This is a genomic window from Shinella zoogloeoides, assembly GCF_020883495.1.
In the GTDB taxonomy this organism is placed as follows: domain Bacteria; phylum Pseudomonadota; class Alphaproteobacteria; order Rhizobiales; family Rhizobiaceae; genus Shinella; species Shinella zoogloeoides.
Genome location: NZ_CP086610.1, coordinates 206,409 through 221,431, shown reverse-complemented (window position 1 = coordinate 221,431; position 15,023 = coordinate 206,409). Strand labels below are relative to the sequence as shown.

At 66.3% G+C, this 15,023-nt stretch carries 12 protein-coding genes; 2 read left to right on the top strand and 10 right to left on the bottom strand.

Translation table 11 applies throughout. From position 1 onward, the window contains the following. Positions 1-55 precede the first annotated feature (55 nt). From pdeM to K8M09_RS01030, 8 genes are all read right to left on the bottom strand, one after another. Entirely contained in the window at positions 56-781 is a 726-nt protein-coding gene (gene pdeM / locus K8M09_RS01065) for a ligase-associated DNA damage response endonuclease PdeM (RefSeq protein WP_160787760.1), read from the bottom strand. A gap of 14 nt (positions 782-795) precedes the next feature. Further along, positions 796-3,321: a ligase-associated DNA damage response DEXH box helicase gene (locus K8M09_RS01060; protein ID WP_160787759.1), complete on the bottom strand. Its 2,526-nt coding sequence runs from the start codon at positions 3,319-3,321 to the stop codon at positions 796-798. A gap of 50 nt (positions 3,322-3,371) precedes the next feature. Beyond that, a complete protein-coding gene (locus K8M09_RS01055) occupies positions 3,372-4,007 on the bottom strand; it encodes a YitT family protein (RefSeq protein WP_160787758.1) in 636 nt (211 codons plus the stop codon). A gap of 54 nt (positions 4,008-4,061) precedes the next feature. Then, the gene (locus tag K8M09_RS01050; protein ID WP_160787757.1) at positions 4,062-5,003 is read right to left on the bottom strand and encodes a methyltransferase domain-containing protein; all 942 of its coding nucleotides are present in this window, start codon (positions 5,001-5,003) and stop codon (positions 4,062-4,064) included. Between the two features lie 82 nt (positions 5,004-5,085). Then, a complete protein-coding gene (locus K8M09_RS01045; protein ID WP_160787756.1) occupies positions 5,086-6,141 on the bottom strand; it encodes a sensor histidine kinase in 1,056 nt (351 codons plus the stop codon). After that, positions 6,142-6,588, bottom strand: a complete 447-nt coding sequence (locus K8M09_RS01040; protein WP_160787755.1) for a response regulator — start codon at positions 6,586-6,588, stop codon at positions 6,142-6,144. Next, positions 6,585-8,081 (bottom strand): sensor histidine kinase, encoded by a 1,497-nt coding sequence (locus K8M09_RS01035; protein ID WP_160787754.1) that lies wholly within the window; start codon positions 8,079-8,081, stop codon positions 6,585-6,587. Before K8M09_RS01035 ends, K8M09_RS01040 begins: the two co-directional genes overlap by 4 nt. Before the next feature lie 119 nt (positions 8,082-8,200). Beyond that, positions 8,201-9,082, bottom strand: a complete 882-nt coding sequence (locus tag K8M09_RS01030) for a DMT family transporter (RefSeq protein WP_160787753.1) — start codon at positions 9,080-9,082, stop codon at positions 8,201-8,203. 288 nt (positions 9,083-9,370) lie between these two features. Here K8M09_RS01030 and K8M09_RS01025 point away from each other — a divergent pair, with 288 nt between their 5' ends. Then, positions 9,371-10,033, top strand: coding sequence for a S24 family peptidase (locus K8M09_RS01025; protein WP_160787752.1), 663 nt, complete (start codon positions 9,371-9,373; stop codon positions 10,031-10,033). A 17-nt stretch (positions 10,034-10,050) separates the two neighbouring features. Here K8M09_RS01025 and K8M09_RS01020 read toward each other — a convergent pair whose 3' ends face one another. Continuing rightward, positions 10,051-10,932 carry a transporter substrate-binding domain-containing protein gene (locus K8M09_RS01020; protein WP_160787751.1) on the bottom strand — a complete coding sequence of 294 codons (882 nt, stop codon included), beginning with the start codon at positions 10,930-10,932 and terminating at the stop codon, positions 10,051-10,053. A 164-nt stretch (positions 10,933-11,096) separates the two neighbouring features. Here K8M09_RS01020 and K8M09_RS01015 point away from each other — a divergent pair, with 164 nt between their 5' ends. Next, positions 11,097-12,932: a glycosyltransferase family 2 protein gene (locus tag K8M09_RS01015; RefSeq protein WP_229342073.1), complete on the top strand. Its 1,836-nt coding sequence runs from the start codon at positions 11,097-11,099 to the stop codon at positions 12,930-12,932. 24 nt (positions 12,933-12,956) lie between these two features. Here the strand turns inward: K8M09_RS01015 and K8M09_RS01010 are convergent, their stop codons facing one another. Then, positions 12,957-14,978 carry a beta-galactosidase gene (locus tag K8M09_RS01010; RefSeq protein ID WP_160787749.1) on the bottom strand — a complete coding sequence of 674 codons (2,022 nt, stop codon included), beginning with the start codon at positions 14,976-14,978 and terminating at the stop codon, positions 12,957-12,959. Positions 14,979-15,023 lie beyond the last annotated feature (45 nt).

Here is a 15,023-nt window from a genome sequence, read left to right as displayed (position 1 = left end):
TGCCTCCAAACTGCTTGCATCGTAAAAGCAGTTGCACCGTTCATCAACCGGAGGCTCAGCCCCGCAGATTGGCGAAGCGCACCGAATAGATGCGGTCGCGGCCGAGCATGTGGGCGACGAGGCTTTGCCGGTCGAAGAGGCCGGCCATCGCCTTGTGGCGCAGGTCGAGGCCGCCGGTCATGATGCCGAAGGCCGGCATCAGCAGGCGCTTGCCATCGGTCGCAAAACACGGCCGGCGCACCGCCTTCTCCCGGCGGATGACGGTGGCGGCGGGATGCAGGTGCCCGGCGATCTCGCCGGCAGGGGCAAGGAGCGACGGTTCGTGGCGGAAGACGAGGCCCGCATGGTGGAGTTCGTCGGCCGACTGCCCCGGCAGGTCGACGGTGCCGTCGGGATCGTGGTTGCCGTTGATCCATATCCATTCGCGCCCACGCGCCAGTTCTGTAATCTTTGTGCGGAAAATGTCAGGCAGATGGGCCGAGCCAATACGGTCGTGGAAATTGTCGCCGAGGCTGACGACGATGGCCGGATCATGCCGGGCGATGACGGCCTCCAGCACCTTCAGGGTCGCCAGCGTGTCATAGGGCGGCAGCATCATGCCGCGGCGGGCGAAGGCCGCGCCTTTCTCCAGATGCAGATCCGAGACGACGAGCAGGCGCGCTTCCGGCAGATAGAGCGCGCCGAGCGGATCGCACACGGCCTCGACGCCGGCGACGACGGTGCGGGCCGATACCGCGCCGAAATCCTGAATGTCCATCGATGCCAGCGCCAGTCTGTGCATGCGCCTTCGGTTCCTTAAATCGCCACCTCGCCCATCGCCTCGACGATCAGGTCCTCGGCGGCTTCCGCCAGCAGCGAATCCTGCGCCTCGCCCGCCACCGGCTCCTTGCCGATTTCCAGCATGATCGGCACGGCGAGCGGCGAGATGCGGTCGAGCCGGCGATGGGTGATATGGCCCTTGATTCGAGCCAGCATATCGCCCAATCGCTGAATATCCAAAAGCCCCGCCGCCGCATCGTTGCGTGTCGCTTCCAGCAGGATATGGTCCGGCTCGTGGCTGCGCAGCACGTCGTAGATGAGGTCGGCCGAGACCGTGACCTGCCGCCCGGTCTTTTCCTTGCCCGGATGGCGCTGTTCGATAAGGCCGGCAATCACGGCGCAATTGCGGAAGGTGCGCTTCAGCATGAAGCTCTCGTCCAGCCATGCCTCCAGATCGTCACCCAGCATGTCCTCGTCGAAGAGGTTTTCGAGCGAGGGGCGCTCGACGGCGAAGCTGTAGCCGAGGTCGTCCAGCGCCCAGACGGCCAGCGAATAATCCGTCGCCACGAAGCCGAGCGGCCGCCGCCCGGCGCGCTCCAGCCGCCGTGTCAGCAGCATGCCGAGCGTCTGGTGCGCCAGCCGCCCCTCGAAGGGATAGGCGACCATGTAGTGCCGGCTCCCGCGCGGGAAGGTCTCTATGAGCAGTTCGTCGCGCTTCGGCAGGCTGGAAACGTCGCGCTGCAGGGCAAGCCAGTCGCGCACCTGCTCGGGCAATGCGCCCCAGCGGTGCGGATCGTCCAGCATGCCGCGCACCTGATCGGCGAGATAGGTGGAGAGCGGAAACTTGCCGCCTGCGTAAGCCGGCACTTTCGGATCAAGCGAAAAGGCCTGGGAGACGAGGCACTCGTTCTCGCGGATGCCCTCGAAGCGCAGCACCTTGCCGGAAAAGAGGAAGGTGTCGCCGGGCGAGAGCATTTCCAGGAAATATTCCTCCACCTTGCCGAGCGAGGCCCCGCCGCGCCCGACCGCCCCCTTCGCGCCGCGCTTGACCATGCGCACATTCAGCATCGGCATCTCGACGATGGTGCCGAGGTTGAGGCGATATTGCTGCGCGACCTGCGGGTTGGAGACGCGCCACAGGCCGTCGACGGTCTTGCGGATGCGCGCGTAGCGCTCATAGGTCTTCAGCGCATAGCCGCCCGTGGCGACGAATTGCACGATGCGCCCGAATTTTTCCCGCGAAAGCCCGGCATAGGGCGAGGCGGAGGTGACTTCGGCAAAGAGCACATCCTCGTCGAAGGGCGCGGCGCAGGCCATGCCGAGCACGTGCTGGGCGAGCACGTCCAGCGCGCCCTCCCCCACCGGCGGCGTATCCTGTGCGCCGAGATAATTGGCGTCGAGCGCCGCCTGACATTCCATCACCTCGAAGCGGTTGGCCGGCACGAGGATGGCGCGGCTCGGCTCATCCATACGGTGATTGGCGCGGCCGATGCGCTGAGCGAGCCGCGAAGCCCCCTTCGGCGCGCCGACATGGATGACGAGATCGACATCGCCCCAGTCGATGCCGAGATCGAGCGTGGACGTGGCGACGACGGCGCGCAGACGGTTTTCCGCCATGGCCTGCTCCACCTTGCGCCGCTGGCCGACATCGAGCGAGCCGTGATGCAGCGCGATCGGCAGCGTGTCCTCGTTGATGTTCCAGAGTTCCTGGAAGAGGATTTCCGCCTGGCTGCGCGTGTTGACGAAGAGCAGCGACGTCCTGTGGTCGCGGATCGCCGCATAGACCTCCGGCATCGCATATTTCGCCGAATGCCCGGACCACGGCACCCGCTCCTCGCTCTTCAGGATGGTGATGATCGGCTTCGCCCCGCCCGGCGCGGTAACGAGGCCGGCATGGTTCTCCGTATCCGTCCCCTGCTCCACCAGCCAGCGGCGCAGGTCCATCGGCTCGGCGACGGTGGCCGAAAGGCCGATGGTGCGCAGCCCCGGCGCAAGCCGGCGCAGTCGCGCAAGGCCAAGCGACAGCAGATGACCGCGCTTGGAGGTGACGAGCGAATGCAGTTCGTCGAAGATGACGTATTTCAGGTCCTTGAAAAAGCGCGGTGCTTCGCCGTTGGCGATGAGGAGAGCGACCTGTTCCGGTGTCGCCAGCAGGATATCGGGCGGGTTGAGGCGCTGGCGCTGGCGCTTTGCCTGTGGCGTATCGCCGGTGCGCGTCTCGACGGTGATGGGCAGGCCCATTTCGGACACGGGCTTCATCAGGTTGCGCTCGATATCGACGGCAAGCGCCTTCAGCGGCGAGATATAGAGCGTATGGATGCCGGTGAAGGCGGAGCCGGGCGGGATTTTCCCGCGTTGTGCAAGGTCCGTCAGCGCCGGCAGGAAACCGGCCAGCGTCTTGCCCGCGCCGGTGGGCGCGATGAGCAGCAGGCTCTCGCCGCCCGCAGCGCGCGCCAGAAGCTCCATCTGGTGCGCGCGCGGCTGCCAGCCCTTGGCCGCGAACCAGTCGGCAAAGGATTTGGGCAGGAGGGAGAGGCCGGCGGCAGAATCGATGATGCTCACGCGCCTAAGCTAGTGACGGCGGACCGAATGTGAAGCGGCCCGCCGAAAATTCACATCGCGATATAGCGGTCGGCGCGGTGGTTGATGGTGAGGAAGAGGTTGAGCACCACGGCGCCGACCACCGAGCAGAGCACGATGAAGGGCGCTGCGACGAAGAAGGCCGCCGCCAGCACGAAGAGGTCGAAGGCGAGTTGCACGAGGCCAGCGCGGATGCCGAAACGCTCCTGCAGGTAGACCGCCAGCACACCGACGCCGCCGAGGCTTGCGCGGTGGCGGTAGAGGCCGAGCAGGCCGAAGCCGAGCAGAATGCCCGCCAGCACCGCCGTCCACATCGGGTCGATGCTCTCGATGCGCACGAAATGCGGCTGGAACTCGGTGATGAGCGAGGTGAGCGAGACGGCGATGACCGTCTTGATCGTGAAGGCCCAGCCGAGCCGCTTGAGAGCGAGGATATAGAAGGGGATGTTCACGACGGTATAATAGAGACCGAAGCTGACGCCCGTCAGGTAATGCAGGATGAAGGCGACGCCGGCCGTGCCGCTCGCCACCAGCCCGGCGCTGCTCATCAGGGCAAGGCCGAGCGCGGCGATCATGCTGCTGGCGAAGAGGCCCTGCGCATCTTCCAGCGGCGTATGGCGGGTGGGTGTGGGGTTCCAGAAGCCGTAACGCCGCTTGTCGCCGTCCATGGCCGATCTCCAGTGGTTTTCGTTGTTGTAGCGGGTGCGATGCGCTGCGCAAGCCTATCCCTGCCGGCGGGCGAGGAAGAGCAGGCCATGCACCGGCTGGCCGGCATCCTGGCGGATCACGCTCTTTTCCACGGTGACGAGGTCGAAGCCGCTTTCCGCCAGCCGCCGACGGATGAAGTTTTCCGGATGGGCATAACGCAGCGAAGGGCGCAGCAGGGGCGCATCCCCCTCCCCGCCGTCCTCGACGGAAAAGGCGAAGAGGCCGCCGGGTTTGACCAGCCGCGCGGCGCTCGGGAAGACTTCCGCGAGGCCTCCGAGATACATCAGCACGTCCGCCGCGCTGACGAGATCGGCGCGCGCCTCGGGGCCATCGGCGAAAAGGCCGCTTTGTTCAGCGGGCAACGAGAGATCGGCCTGGGCGAGACGGTCGTAGACCGCCTTCTCCTCCGCCTTTGCCAGCATACCAGCCGAAAGGTCGAAGCCCTCCAGCCGCCCGGCATTGGCGCGGAACTCGACGCCGAAAAGGCCGGTGCCGCAGCCGATATCGGCGACGAGGCCGAAATGCGCATCCTCGCCCGCATGCCGGTGCACCAGCCGGGCGAGCGTCCGGGGAACGGTATAGTCCAGCTTTCCGACAAGCGCCGTGTCGAAACGGTCCGCATAGTCGTCGAAGAGGCGTTCCACATAGGACGTCGGCGGCGCGGCGGGCGTATCGGCAACGCCGAGCACCGCCAGCTTCAGCCCCGCGCCGAAAATATCGGAAGGATCGAGCGCGACAACCTTTTCGAGCGCGGCCGCCGCCGCCTCTTTCCGGCCCGCCTTTTCCGCATATTCGGCAAGCCGGAACCAGCCGGCAGCCCATGAGGGCACCTGCTCCAGCGCCTGTTCCATAAGCTCCGCCGCCTCCGCGAACTCCCCCGATTCCGCGAACATGCGGGCATAGTCGGCGCGACGGTCGGCGATGAGGTCGCCGGAGGAGAAATGCGGGTTCGTCATGGGTGTCTTTTGCAGCGGAAAACTGGCGCAGCTACATGGCAGGGCCGCGGCAAAAGGCAAGCGATTTTTCCGGAGCCTGCGATTAGAGCGGGCGCGGCACGTCGGCCATGCGCACCGTCAGTTCGGCGCGCGTGCCCAGCACACGGACGGCATAGTCGAGCTTCGTGCCGAGGCTGATGGCCATGGCGCCGATGATCTTGGTGCCGAGGCCGGTGCCGCGCACCGGGCCTTCCCCGCTCCAGCCGATACCGTCGTCCTCCACGAAGAGCACGGCATTTTCCGGATCGAGCCGGGTGAAGCCGACGCGCACCTCGCCGCCCGCCTCGCCATAGGCATATTTGAAGGCGTTGGTGACGAGTTCCGTGACGATCACGCCGAGCGAGACGGCGCGGTCGGTCGGCACGTTGAGCGGCTCCAGCATGCGGCTGAGGCGCACGTTGCGGCCCTGCCCCTGCATGGCGGCGTCAAGCTCGGAAAGCAGCGTCCCGAGATAGGCGCCCATATCGACATGGCGCACATCCTCGGACGTATAGAGGCGGCGATGGATGCCGGCGATGGCGGTGATGCGGGCCTGCGTCTCGGACAGGGCCTCCTTCACGGCCTCGTCGGCCGCGCTCGACATTTGCAGGCGGATGAGGGCGGCGGCAAGCGCCAGCGAATTGCCGACGCGATGGTTCACCTCGGCCAGCAGGATTTCGGCGCGCTCCTTGGCAAGGCGGATTTCCATCTCCGCCCTCAGCTTGGCGCGCTTCAGCTCGGCGTTTTCCAGCGCCTGGCCGACCGCATTGGCAAGCAGCGACATGAAGTCGTCGCCGACGGACTTGATGACATAGTCGGCCGCCCCCGCCTTCAGCGCCTCGACGGCGACCTGCGCGTCGTTCGAGCCGGTCACATAGACGACCGGCACCGCGCCGGGCGCATCGACGAGTTCCTTCAGCAGCGAAAGCCCGGTGCCCGATTGCAGAAAGTGATCGAGCACCACCGCATCGAAGCCGCCCTCCGCGAAGCGCTCGCGGCCGCGCTCCACATCCTCGGCATGCTGCACCGCATAGCCGAGCCGCCCGAGCACACGCTCGGCGAGACGCGCGAGGATCGGGTCGTCGTCGATATAGAGGACGCGGACGAGGCCTTCGTTCATTTACTGCGTCTCGGGGATCTGGATCACGGAGAAGAACAGGCCGAGCTGGCGGATCGCATGGGCGAAGCTCTCATATTCCACCGGCTTGGTGATGTAGACGTTCGCGCCGAGATCGTAGCAGCGCTGGATCTCGCGCTCGTCGTCCGTCGTGGTGAGGATGACGACCGGCAGGCGCTTGGTGTGAACGTTGGTCTTGATCTTCTGCAGGATATCGATGCCCGACATGTCCGGCAGGTTGAGGTCGAGCAGGATCAGCAGGAAGCGGCCGGCGCTGGCGAGACCCGAACGGTCCTTGCCGAGCACGAAATCGAGCGCATCCGTGCCATTGGTGAAAGGCACGACCTCGTTATGCACGCCGGCGCGGCGGATGTTCTTCTCGATGAGGCGCGCATGGCCCTCGTCATCCTCGATCATGACGATGGTGACTTCCTTGCCCAGTCCGTTCATGCCTGCATACTCCTGACAACTTTGCTGAGGTCGGGCGGGAGGCGAAGCACGAAGGTCGTCCCTTGCCCGAGTTCGGATCGAACGACGATATCACCGCCGAGATTGCGCATCAGTGAACGCACATGCGCAAGGCCGATGCCCTCGCCGGGCTTGTCCTGCGCGCCGGAACGGCGGAAAAGCTCGAAGACGCGCTCGTGGTCCTCGGGGGCGATGCCGCGGCCATTGTCGGTGAATTCGATGACATGGCCCGCCCGGCCGCCGCTGCGGGCGATCACGGAAATGCGAAGGGGCCTGCCCGGATACTGGTACTTGATCGCATTGTCGAAGAGGTTGCCGAACACCTGCTCCAGCGACAGCCGGTCGGAAACGACCGTCGGCAAGGTATCGCCGATGGCGACCTCTCCCTCGGACTCGCTGACCTGATGGCCCACGGCCGCCGCGCCCGTCTCGGCGAGCGCCTTGAGGTCCACCCGCTCGATCTTGAGCTCCCGCCGTCCGTCGCGCGAAATCTTCAGGATGGCATTGATGAGGCCGTCCATCTTCTTGGTGGAGGAGCGGATGAAGCCGATCGCCTCGGGCAGGTCCTCGGAAGCGGCACGGCGGGCTTCCAGGATATCCGCCTCGCTCGGCGCCTTGCCGTCGGCCAGCACATAGGCCTGGATGGAGGAGAGCGAGGCCTGCAATTCGCTGGTGAAGCCCATGATGTTGACCAGTGGCGCGCGCAGGTCGTGCGTCACGATATAGGCGAAGCGCTGCACCTCCTGATTGGCACGGATCAGCTCCTCGGTGCGCTCGTCCACACGCTTTTCCAGCGTGGCGTTCAGCGTCTCGACCTCGCGGCGGGCGGCGACGATGTCGCGGGTATATTGCGCGATCACGACGACCGCGCCGCCGAGCACGCCGATGATGGCGACGGCGCCGATCACCGTCGTCCATTGCAGCGCGCCGGCCGACCAGAGCGTATCGGCGACGCCTTCCTCCAGCTCCCTGTCGGCATCCGCCATGATGCCGCCGAGCCGCTGGCGAAGCTCGTCCATGAGCAGGCGGCCACGGTCGGTCTTGACCTGCTCGATCGCATCGGCCTGCCTGCCCTGCTCCACGGCCTCGACCGTCTGGGCAAGCTCCACCAGTTTGCGCGCGACGAGATCGTTTATGCCCGCGATCCGCTCGCCGTAGCGGTGGAAGCGCGCCGCCTTCTCGCCCAGCGCCGCCTGGCGCTCCGCCACGGCCTTCAGCGCGTCGTCATAGGGCTGGCGGAACGCCGCCTCGCCGGTGATGACGAAGCCGCGCTGGCCGGTTTCCGCGTCCTTGAGGGTCGACAGAAGGTCGGCGGCGGCGCTGCGCACCTCGCGCACCTCGATGAAGCCGGTGAAATAATCCTGCACCTTATGGACGAGCCAGAGCGACGTGCCGACAATGCCGAGCAACGAGAGCATGCCCGCGATCAGCAGGATGACGGTCGAGCGCACGAAGGCGGCGTTCGATATGGGCATTCCGCCTCCCGGCTAACGTTACGTCTGGACCGCGACAATATCGTTCTGCCGCCCACTTGCAACCGACCAGTGCCCGCTGGAGCGGGAATTCTTTCGGTTACCTTACGATTTTTGGTGCGTCACGCCCGCAGGCGGAAACGACCGCCGAGCCGCTCGCTGGCGATGATGATCATGCCCGCGGAGAAGATCAGCGCCGCCCCGGCGAAAACGTTCGGCCCTGGAACGTCGCTCCAGATGAGATAGCCGAGCGCGAAGGCCCAGACGAGCGAGGTATATTCGAAGGGCGCGAGCACGGAGACGGGCGCGCGGCGCATGCCCTCGAACATGGCGAACTGGCCGATGCCGGCGAAGACGCCCGTGCCCGCCATGAGCGCGAGGTCGAAGGCGGAGACCGGCTGCCAGACGAAGGGCATGGCGAAGGCGGTGAACAGCAGGAAGAAGCCGCTGGAAATCGCCATCTGCACCTGCGTGCGCTCGTGCAGCGCGGTCTTGCGCAGCAGCACCGTGGCGACGGCCCAGAAGACGGCGGCCTGCAGGGCGAGATAGACGGGCAGCGACAGCGTGAGCCCCTTGGCCGCGATGCCGCAGGCGACGACCACGCCCAGGAAGCCCACGGCGACGGCCAGCCAGCGATAGCCCGGCACCTTCTCGCCGAGGATCGGCACGGACAGGATCGTCATGACGACGGGCGAGGCGTAGTAGAGCGTCGTCAGTTCCGCAAGGCCAAGGTCGCGCGCGGCGTTGTAGTAGCAGAGCCAGGCGGCCAGCAGCAGGATGTTGCGCAGGAAGAGCGGCTTCAGCACCGGCGAATGGCGCGCGGCGCGCACGAGCGGACGCCCGCCGAAGGCAAGGCACAGGGCGAAGATCGTCACGGAGCGTATGAACAGGATCTGCCAGACCGGCAGAGCCACGACGAGCCATTTGACCGACGCATCCTGCAACGAGAACAGGAAATAGGCGAAGGACGTCAGCAGGATGCCGGAAGAAACGGTCTTTTGCACGGAGAAACCTCGAAGCGCGGGGAAACCCGGCGCATCCCCTTGATAGCGCGCGCCCCGATCCGGCGAAAGTGCCAGGAAATCGCGGGGAGGAAAATTCTCCCGCCCCCGGCATGAAATGACGGCCGCCAGCGCGCGAAAAGTCACGAAAGTCGGGTCCGCGAGCGGGAAAGACGGAAAACGACGCAGGAATATAATCCTTTTTCCTTTACTCGGAAATCGTCCTTGGATATGCTCCCGCCAATCGGACCGGCACCGGCCAGTCCGTTGGCCTGGGCAGGGTTTTTCAGCATGTTCTCCCACGACCGGATATGGGCGGCGATCGACGCCCTCGCCGAGCGCCACCGGCTTTCTCCGTCCGGCCTTGCCCGCCGCGCCGGTCTCGACCCCACGTCCTTCAACAAATCCAAGCGGCAGGGCGTCGACGGCCGCCAGCGCTGGCCCTCGACGGAATCCATCGCCAAGGTGCTCGACGCGACCGGCGCATCCATCGACGAGTTCTTCACCCTGTCGGACGCCACCCGCGATGCCGGCCTGCCGCAGGGCGCCTTTCCACCGCAGGCGGGCACCATCCCCCTGCTCGGCTTCGCCCAGGCGGGCGCAGGCGGCTTCTTCGACGACGGCGGCTTTCCCGCCGGCCAGGGCTGGGACGTGGTGGAGTTTCCCGCCCCGCCCGACCGCAGGGCCGGCGTCTACGCGCTCGAAGTACAGGGCGACAGCATGCTGCCACTCTACCGCGACGGCGATGTGCTGATCGTCGAGCCGGGCGCGCCGGTGCGCCGCGGCGACCGTGTCGTCGTCAAGACGCGGGAGGGCGAGGTCATGGCCAAGGTGCTGCATCGCCAGCGGCCGCGCGCCATCGAGCTCGTCTCGCTCAATCCCGAGCACCCCAACCGCAATTTCGATATCGACGAGATAGACTGGATCGCCCGCATCATCTGGGCAAGCCAGTAAGCGATTACTTACCTAAGTCAGCCGCCGTAAAGATTGACCGGGAAGTAACGCAGGTAAATCTCCTGCAGGCGGCCGTTGCGCGAAAGCGCCAGGAGCGCATGGTCGATGGCGCCGGCAAGCGCGGCGTCCTCCTTGCGCAGCATGATCGTCATCCCTTCGCCAAGGAACCGTTCCGAAAGATAGGGGCCGTCGAACAGGCGGCAACAGCCGGCCGATTCCGACCCGCTCGTCCAGAAGGCGAGCTGCATGCCGTCACCGAAGATCGCCTCCACCTTGCCGTCCTTCAGCGCCGCAAGCAGCGCCGCCCGATCCGCGAAGGCATGCGCCCGTATACGCGGGAAGAAGGCCTTCAGCATCGCCTCATGGGCGCTTGCCCCCACGACACCCACCGTCTTGCCGTCGAGCGCCGCCGCCGTCTCGCCGGCGGGCGCGGCCTTCTTCGCCACGGCGAAGCGGGCCGGAAGGCGCATGAAGGGGCGCGAGAAGGCGAAGCGCTGGCGCAGTTCCGTCGTTACCGCGATGCCGGCGGCGACCGCCTCGCCATTGCCGTCGATGAGCGCTTTTTCCAGCTCGGGGAAGGTGACGGCCTGGATCTGGCACTTTTCCGTCAGCGCCAGCTCCCGGCAGATCTCGCGCACGAGATCGACATGGAAGCCTGCGAGCTTGCCCGTCTGGTCGATGAAATTGAACGGCGGGAAATCCACCGTCGTCAGGAAGCGCAGGCGCACGATGCCGGCAAGGTCGGGCTTGGCGATGCGCTCGCGCGTATCGAAGAGAATGGGCAGGTCGACCGCCTTGCGATCCTGCGCCACGGCGGCCAGCGGGGTTACCCCGGCCATGAACAGAAGAAGCGCAAGAAGCCCGCGGAATTTAAGGGATGCAATTCTGTTATGCCGCATTATCATCAAGTCGGGGCTTTCTGGGGGCGTCGCCGTTGACACGGCGGCGGGACTGCATGCGATTGGCAGAATATCCCGACGACATCGCTTTCGCCACTGCAATCGGCATTGCACGGGCGCAGCCTCCCGTTTCCGCGCAAGCGCGTCAGGTTCCGGAACGGCTGATGCGCGAAGCGCAACTCTGCCGCAAGCTCGGCCTGTCCAAGCCGCTCATTTCCGAAATGCTGGTACGCGCTGGCCGGCACGGCACATCGCTGGAAACGGAGCTGCTCGCCAGCGGCGCGGTCTCGCCGGATATTTATTACGAGGCGCTCGCGGAACTACTCGGCCTGCCCTTCGTCGCAGAACTCGATCCGGCGGAGGTGGAAGACCTTCCGGGGATCGACACACAGCTCGCCCAGCCGACCGCCATCCGGCTTCGGCCGCGCGGCCGCCCGCCGCTGGCGGCCATCGTGCCGAGCGCGGATCGTATCGAGGAGATCGGCGAGCGCCTGCGTCTCGCCCCGCCGCTCGGCGCCACGATGGTCGCGACCACACCAACGGCCATGCGTGCGGCGCTCTGGCAGGCGGGCCATGACCGGCGGCTTCGCGCGGCGGTCGACCAGCTTTTCAGCACCGCACCGGAAGCGAGCGCCCGCATCACCCTCTGGGGACGGCAGGGCTTCTATCTCGGCGCAGCCCTCACGCTCGTCCTCATGCTGCTCGTGACGGTGCCGGGGACGATCCTGCGCGTCCTGCACGTCACCCTCGGCCTGTTCTTCTTTGCGACGGTAATGGTGCGTTTCTACGCGCTGCTGGCAAAATGGCGGGAGAAGCGGCGGCCCCGTGCAAGACCGTCGGCCGGACGGCGGCCAGTCTATTCGGTCTTCGTGGCGCTTTACCGCGAGGCAGCGGTGGTGCCGCAGCTCGTCGCCACGCTGAACCGTCTCGAATGGCCCGCCGCCTGTCTCGACATCAAGCTGATCTGCGAGGCCGACGACCGGGAAACCCTCGATGCGCTGGCCGCGGCCTCGCTCGGTCCGCAATATGAGGTGGTCAAGGTACCGCCCGCCCAGCCGCGCACCAAACCCAAGGCGCTGACCTATGCGCTCGGCGCCGCCCGCGGCGATTATCTGGTGATCTACGATGCGGAGGACCGTATCGATCCCCTGCAACTGGAGGAGGCCTGGCGAACCTTCGAGGCCGGGCCGCCCGACATCGCCTGCCTGCAGGCGCCGCTGATCGTCACCAATGCGCGCGAGAGCTGGCTGAGCGCCCTCTTCGCCGTCGAATATGCCGGGCTTTTCCGCGCCCTGCTGCCGTTCCTTGCCGGCGTACGCATGCCGATGCCGCTCGGCGGCACGTCCAACCATTTTCGCACGCGGGTCCTGCAGGCCGTGGGCGGCTGGGATCCCTACAATGTCACCGAGGATGCCGATCTCGGCCTCCGGCTCTTCCGGCGCGGCTATCGCTGCGGCGTCCTGAGTACGCCGACCTATGAGGAGGCTCCGACGGAGCTTCGGGCCTGGCTCGGCCAGCGCACCCGCTGGTTCAAGGGCTGGCTACAGACCTGGCTGGTGCTGATGCGCGAGCCTTCCCGGCTGGTCCGGGACATGGGCCTCGGGCCGAGCCTCGTTTTCCAGCTCCTGGTGGGCGGCCTCATCCTCTCCTCGCTGGCGCACCCGCTTCTTCTCGCCTATGTCGGCGTCATCCTCTGGCGTCTCGTCGCGCAGCAGTCCACCATCGGCGTGTTCGATCTGGCGCTGTTCGCGCTCGATTTCATGAGCATAGCCGGGAGCTATCTCGCCTTCATCCTGCTGGGGCGCATCGGCATGACGTTCCGCGAACGCCTTGCCGTGGGACCGCGCTGGCTGCTGACGCCCTTCTACTGGATGCTCATCTCGCTGGCAGCCTGGCGCGCGGTGCGCGAATTGCACAGCAATCCGTTTTTCTGGAACAAGACCGCCCATCGCCCGGCGCAGGCCAGGGTGCAGCACGAAGCGGCGACGGACGCCGGATAGCGTCCGTCATCCACAAGGGCCGGATCAGCGGCCGTCTTCCGTCCAGATCGCGACGTCCACCGGGGCAAGCTGCCTTCCACCGACGAGGAAGGTAGCAGCAGCGGAAGCCGGCACGGTGGCGACGGTACTGCCGTAGTTAAAGGCAAAGTGCAGCCGGCCGCGGCGGGCAAGCCGCAGGTCGCCGAGATCGGGCATGCCCGCGACACCCGCCCAGCCGAGCGCATCGCCCATCAGCCGCATCAGGAACTCGCCCTGCGGCAGCGTGCCGACATAACGCGCCTGCTCGTTGCCGATCACCGCCGGAGAGCCGGTGCGGTGCGCGCCCTCGAAACTCGCAAGCACGTTCTCGCTGGTGCGGATCAGCTCGCGCCATCCGGTGACCGGGTGGCTGGCATTGCCGTAGAGCACCGGCTCCTCGTGATAGTCCGGCAGGGATTCCACCCGCGTCACGCGGAAATCGAGAAGATCGGCGAGCGGGCCGGGCGGCAGGTCGGCGGGAATATGCATGTCGCGCGTCTTGCTGCCGCTGCGCGGGCCGAACAGCGCCTTGGCGCCCGAGGCCTTGAGCCGGGCGACGAAATCCGCATCCGGGATGACGAGGTCGGGCGCGATCACCAGCCTGTAGCCGGAAAGGTCCGAATGCTGGCCGATGATATCGACGTCCACGCCAAGGCGCGAGACGGCCGAATACCAGTCGAGCGCGACGGCGGAGGCGGCATAGCCCCGGCCCTGCGGCAATGCCCGCGTGGCAAAGCGCGACTCGTAATCGAGCACGAAGGCGACCGCGGCCTTTTCGCGGACCTCGCCTTCCGGCAGGCACGCCATTTCCTTCACGACCTCGGCGACTTCGAGATATCCTTGATCTGCCTCGCTGTTGGGCAGCAGCAGCCCCGCATGGAACTGCTCCTGCGCGAAGGGCGCCTGCCGCCAGCGGAAATAGGCGACCATGTCGACGCCATGCGCATAGGCAAGCCAGGTCCACAGGCGCACCATGCCGTCGGCGGGCGACTGGTTATGGGCCGCCCAGTTCACCGGCCCCGGCTGCTGCTCCATTACCCAGACGCGGCCACGCCCGACGGCGCGGTAGAGATCGTGGTTGAAGGCCGTCTGGTCCGGATCGCCGACACGCAGGTAGCGCGCCTTGTCGGCGTCGCTGAGCCGGCCATTGATGAGACCGCCCATCGGATAGACGTCCCAGGAGGCGATATCGATATCCTCCCCGACCTTGTAGTGGTCGAAGTCGGTATTCTGGTTCATGAAGTTATGCGTGACCGGGCGACCGGGCGAATGCCGGCGCAGGATATCCACCTGCGCCTTGTTGAAGCTCTTCACCTGATCCGAGGAGAAACGGTAGTAATCGCCGAGATGGGTCGGGGTCGGCTCCTCGACGAGGTTGTTCGGCAGGTCTACCTCCTCGAAGCCGTTGTAATGCATGCTCCAGAACTGCGTGCCCCAGGCCGCGTTCATCGCCTCGACCGTGTCGTAACGGGCGGCCAGCCATTCGCGGAAGGCGCGCTTCGCCTCGTCGGAATAGCTATGGATCGTATCGTGGTCGCCGTATTCATTGTCCGTCTGCCAGGCGTGTACGAAGGGATTGTCGCCGTAGCGGCGCGCCATGGCCTCGGTGATGCGCGCGGCCTCCGCGCGGTAGCGGCGGCTGGAGAAACAATAGTGCCGGCGCGCGCCGAACTTGCGCACGACGCCGCGCGCATCGACCGGCAGGATATCCGGGTAGCGGTCCACCAGCCATTTCGGCGGCGCGGCCGTGGGCGTGCCGAGGATGACCTTGAGGCCGGCGCGGCCGAGCACCTCGATCGCCTCGTCCATCCATTCCCACTGGAAGACACCGGATTGCGGCTCGATATGCGACCAGGCAAATTCGCCGATGCGCACCCAGGCAAGCCCAAGCTCCACCATGCGGCGGGCGTCCTCTTCCCATTTTTCGCGCGGCCACTGTTCCGGATAGTAGCAGACGCCGAGCTCCAGCATGCCGGGGGCCTTGCTGCCGGCGTCGAAGCGGTTCCGGTGGGGGAGAGGATTATGCACGTTCTTGTCCTTGTCATTCCCGACGCCGGGGTTGCCGGCACCGTC

Coding starts and splice junctions, on each gene's coding strand:
- pdeM (WP_160787760.1), bottom strand. CDS start 781: ATGCACAGACTGGCGCTGGCATCGATGGACATTCAGGATTTCGGCGCG.
- K8M09_RS01055 (WP_160787758.1), bottom strand. CDS start 4,007: ATGGACGGCGACAAGCGGCGTTACGGCTTCTGGAACCCCACACCCACC.
- K8M09_RS01050 (WP_160787757.1), bottom strand. CDS start 5,003: ATGACGAACCCGCATTTCTCCTCCGGCGACCTCATCGCCGACCGTCGC.
- K8M09_RS01045 (WP_160787756.1), bottom strand. CDS start 6,141: ATGAACGAAGGCCTCGTCCGCGTCCTCTATATCGACGACGACCCGATC.
- K8M09_RS01040 (WP_160787755.1), bottom strand. CDS start 6,588: ATGAACGGACTGGGCAAGGAAGTCACCATCGTCATGATCGAGGATGAC.
- K8M09_RS01035 (WP_160787754.1), bottom strand. CDS start 8,081: ATGCCCATATCGAACGCCGCCTTCGTGCGCTCGACCGTCATCCTGCTG.
- K8M09_RS01025 (WP_160787752.1), top strand. CDS start 9,371: ATGTTCTCCCACGACCGGATATGGGCGGCGATCGACGCCCTCGCCGAG.
- K8M09_RS01020 (WP_160787751.1), bottom strand. CDS start 10,932: ATGCGGCATAACAGAATTGCATCCCTTAAATTCCGCGGGCTTCTTGCG.
- K8M09_RS01015 (WP_229342073.1), top strand. CDS start 11,097: ATGCGCGAAGCGCAACTCTGCCGCAAGCTCGGCCTGTCCAAGCCGCTC.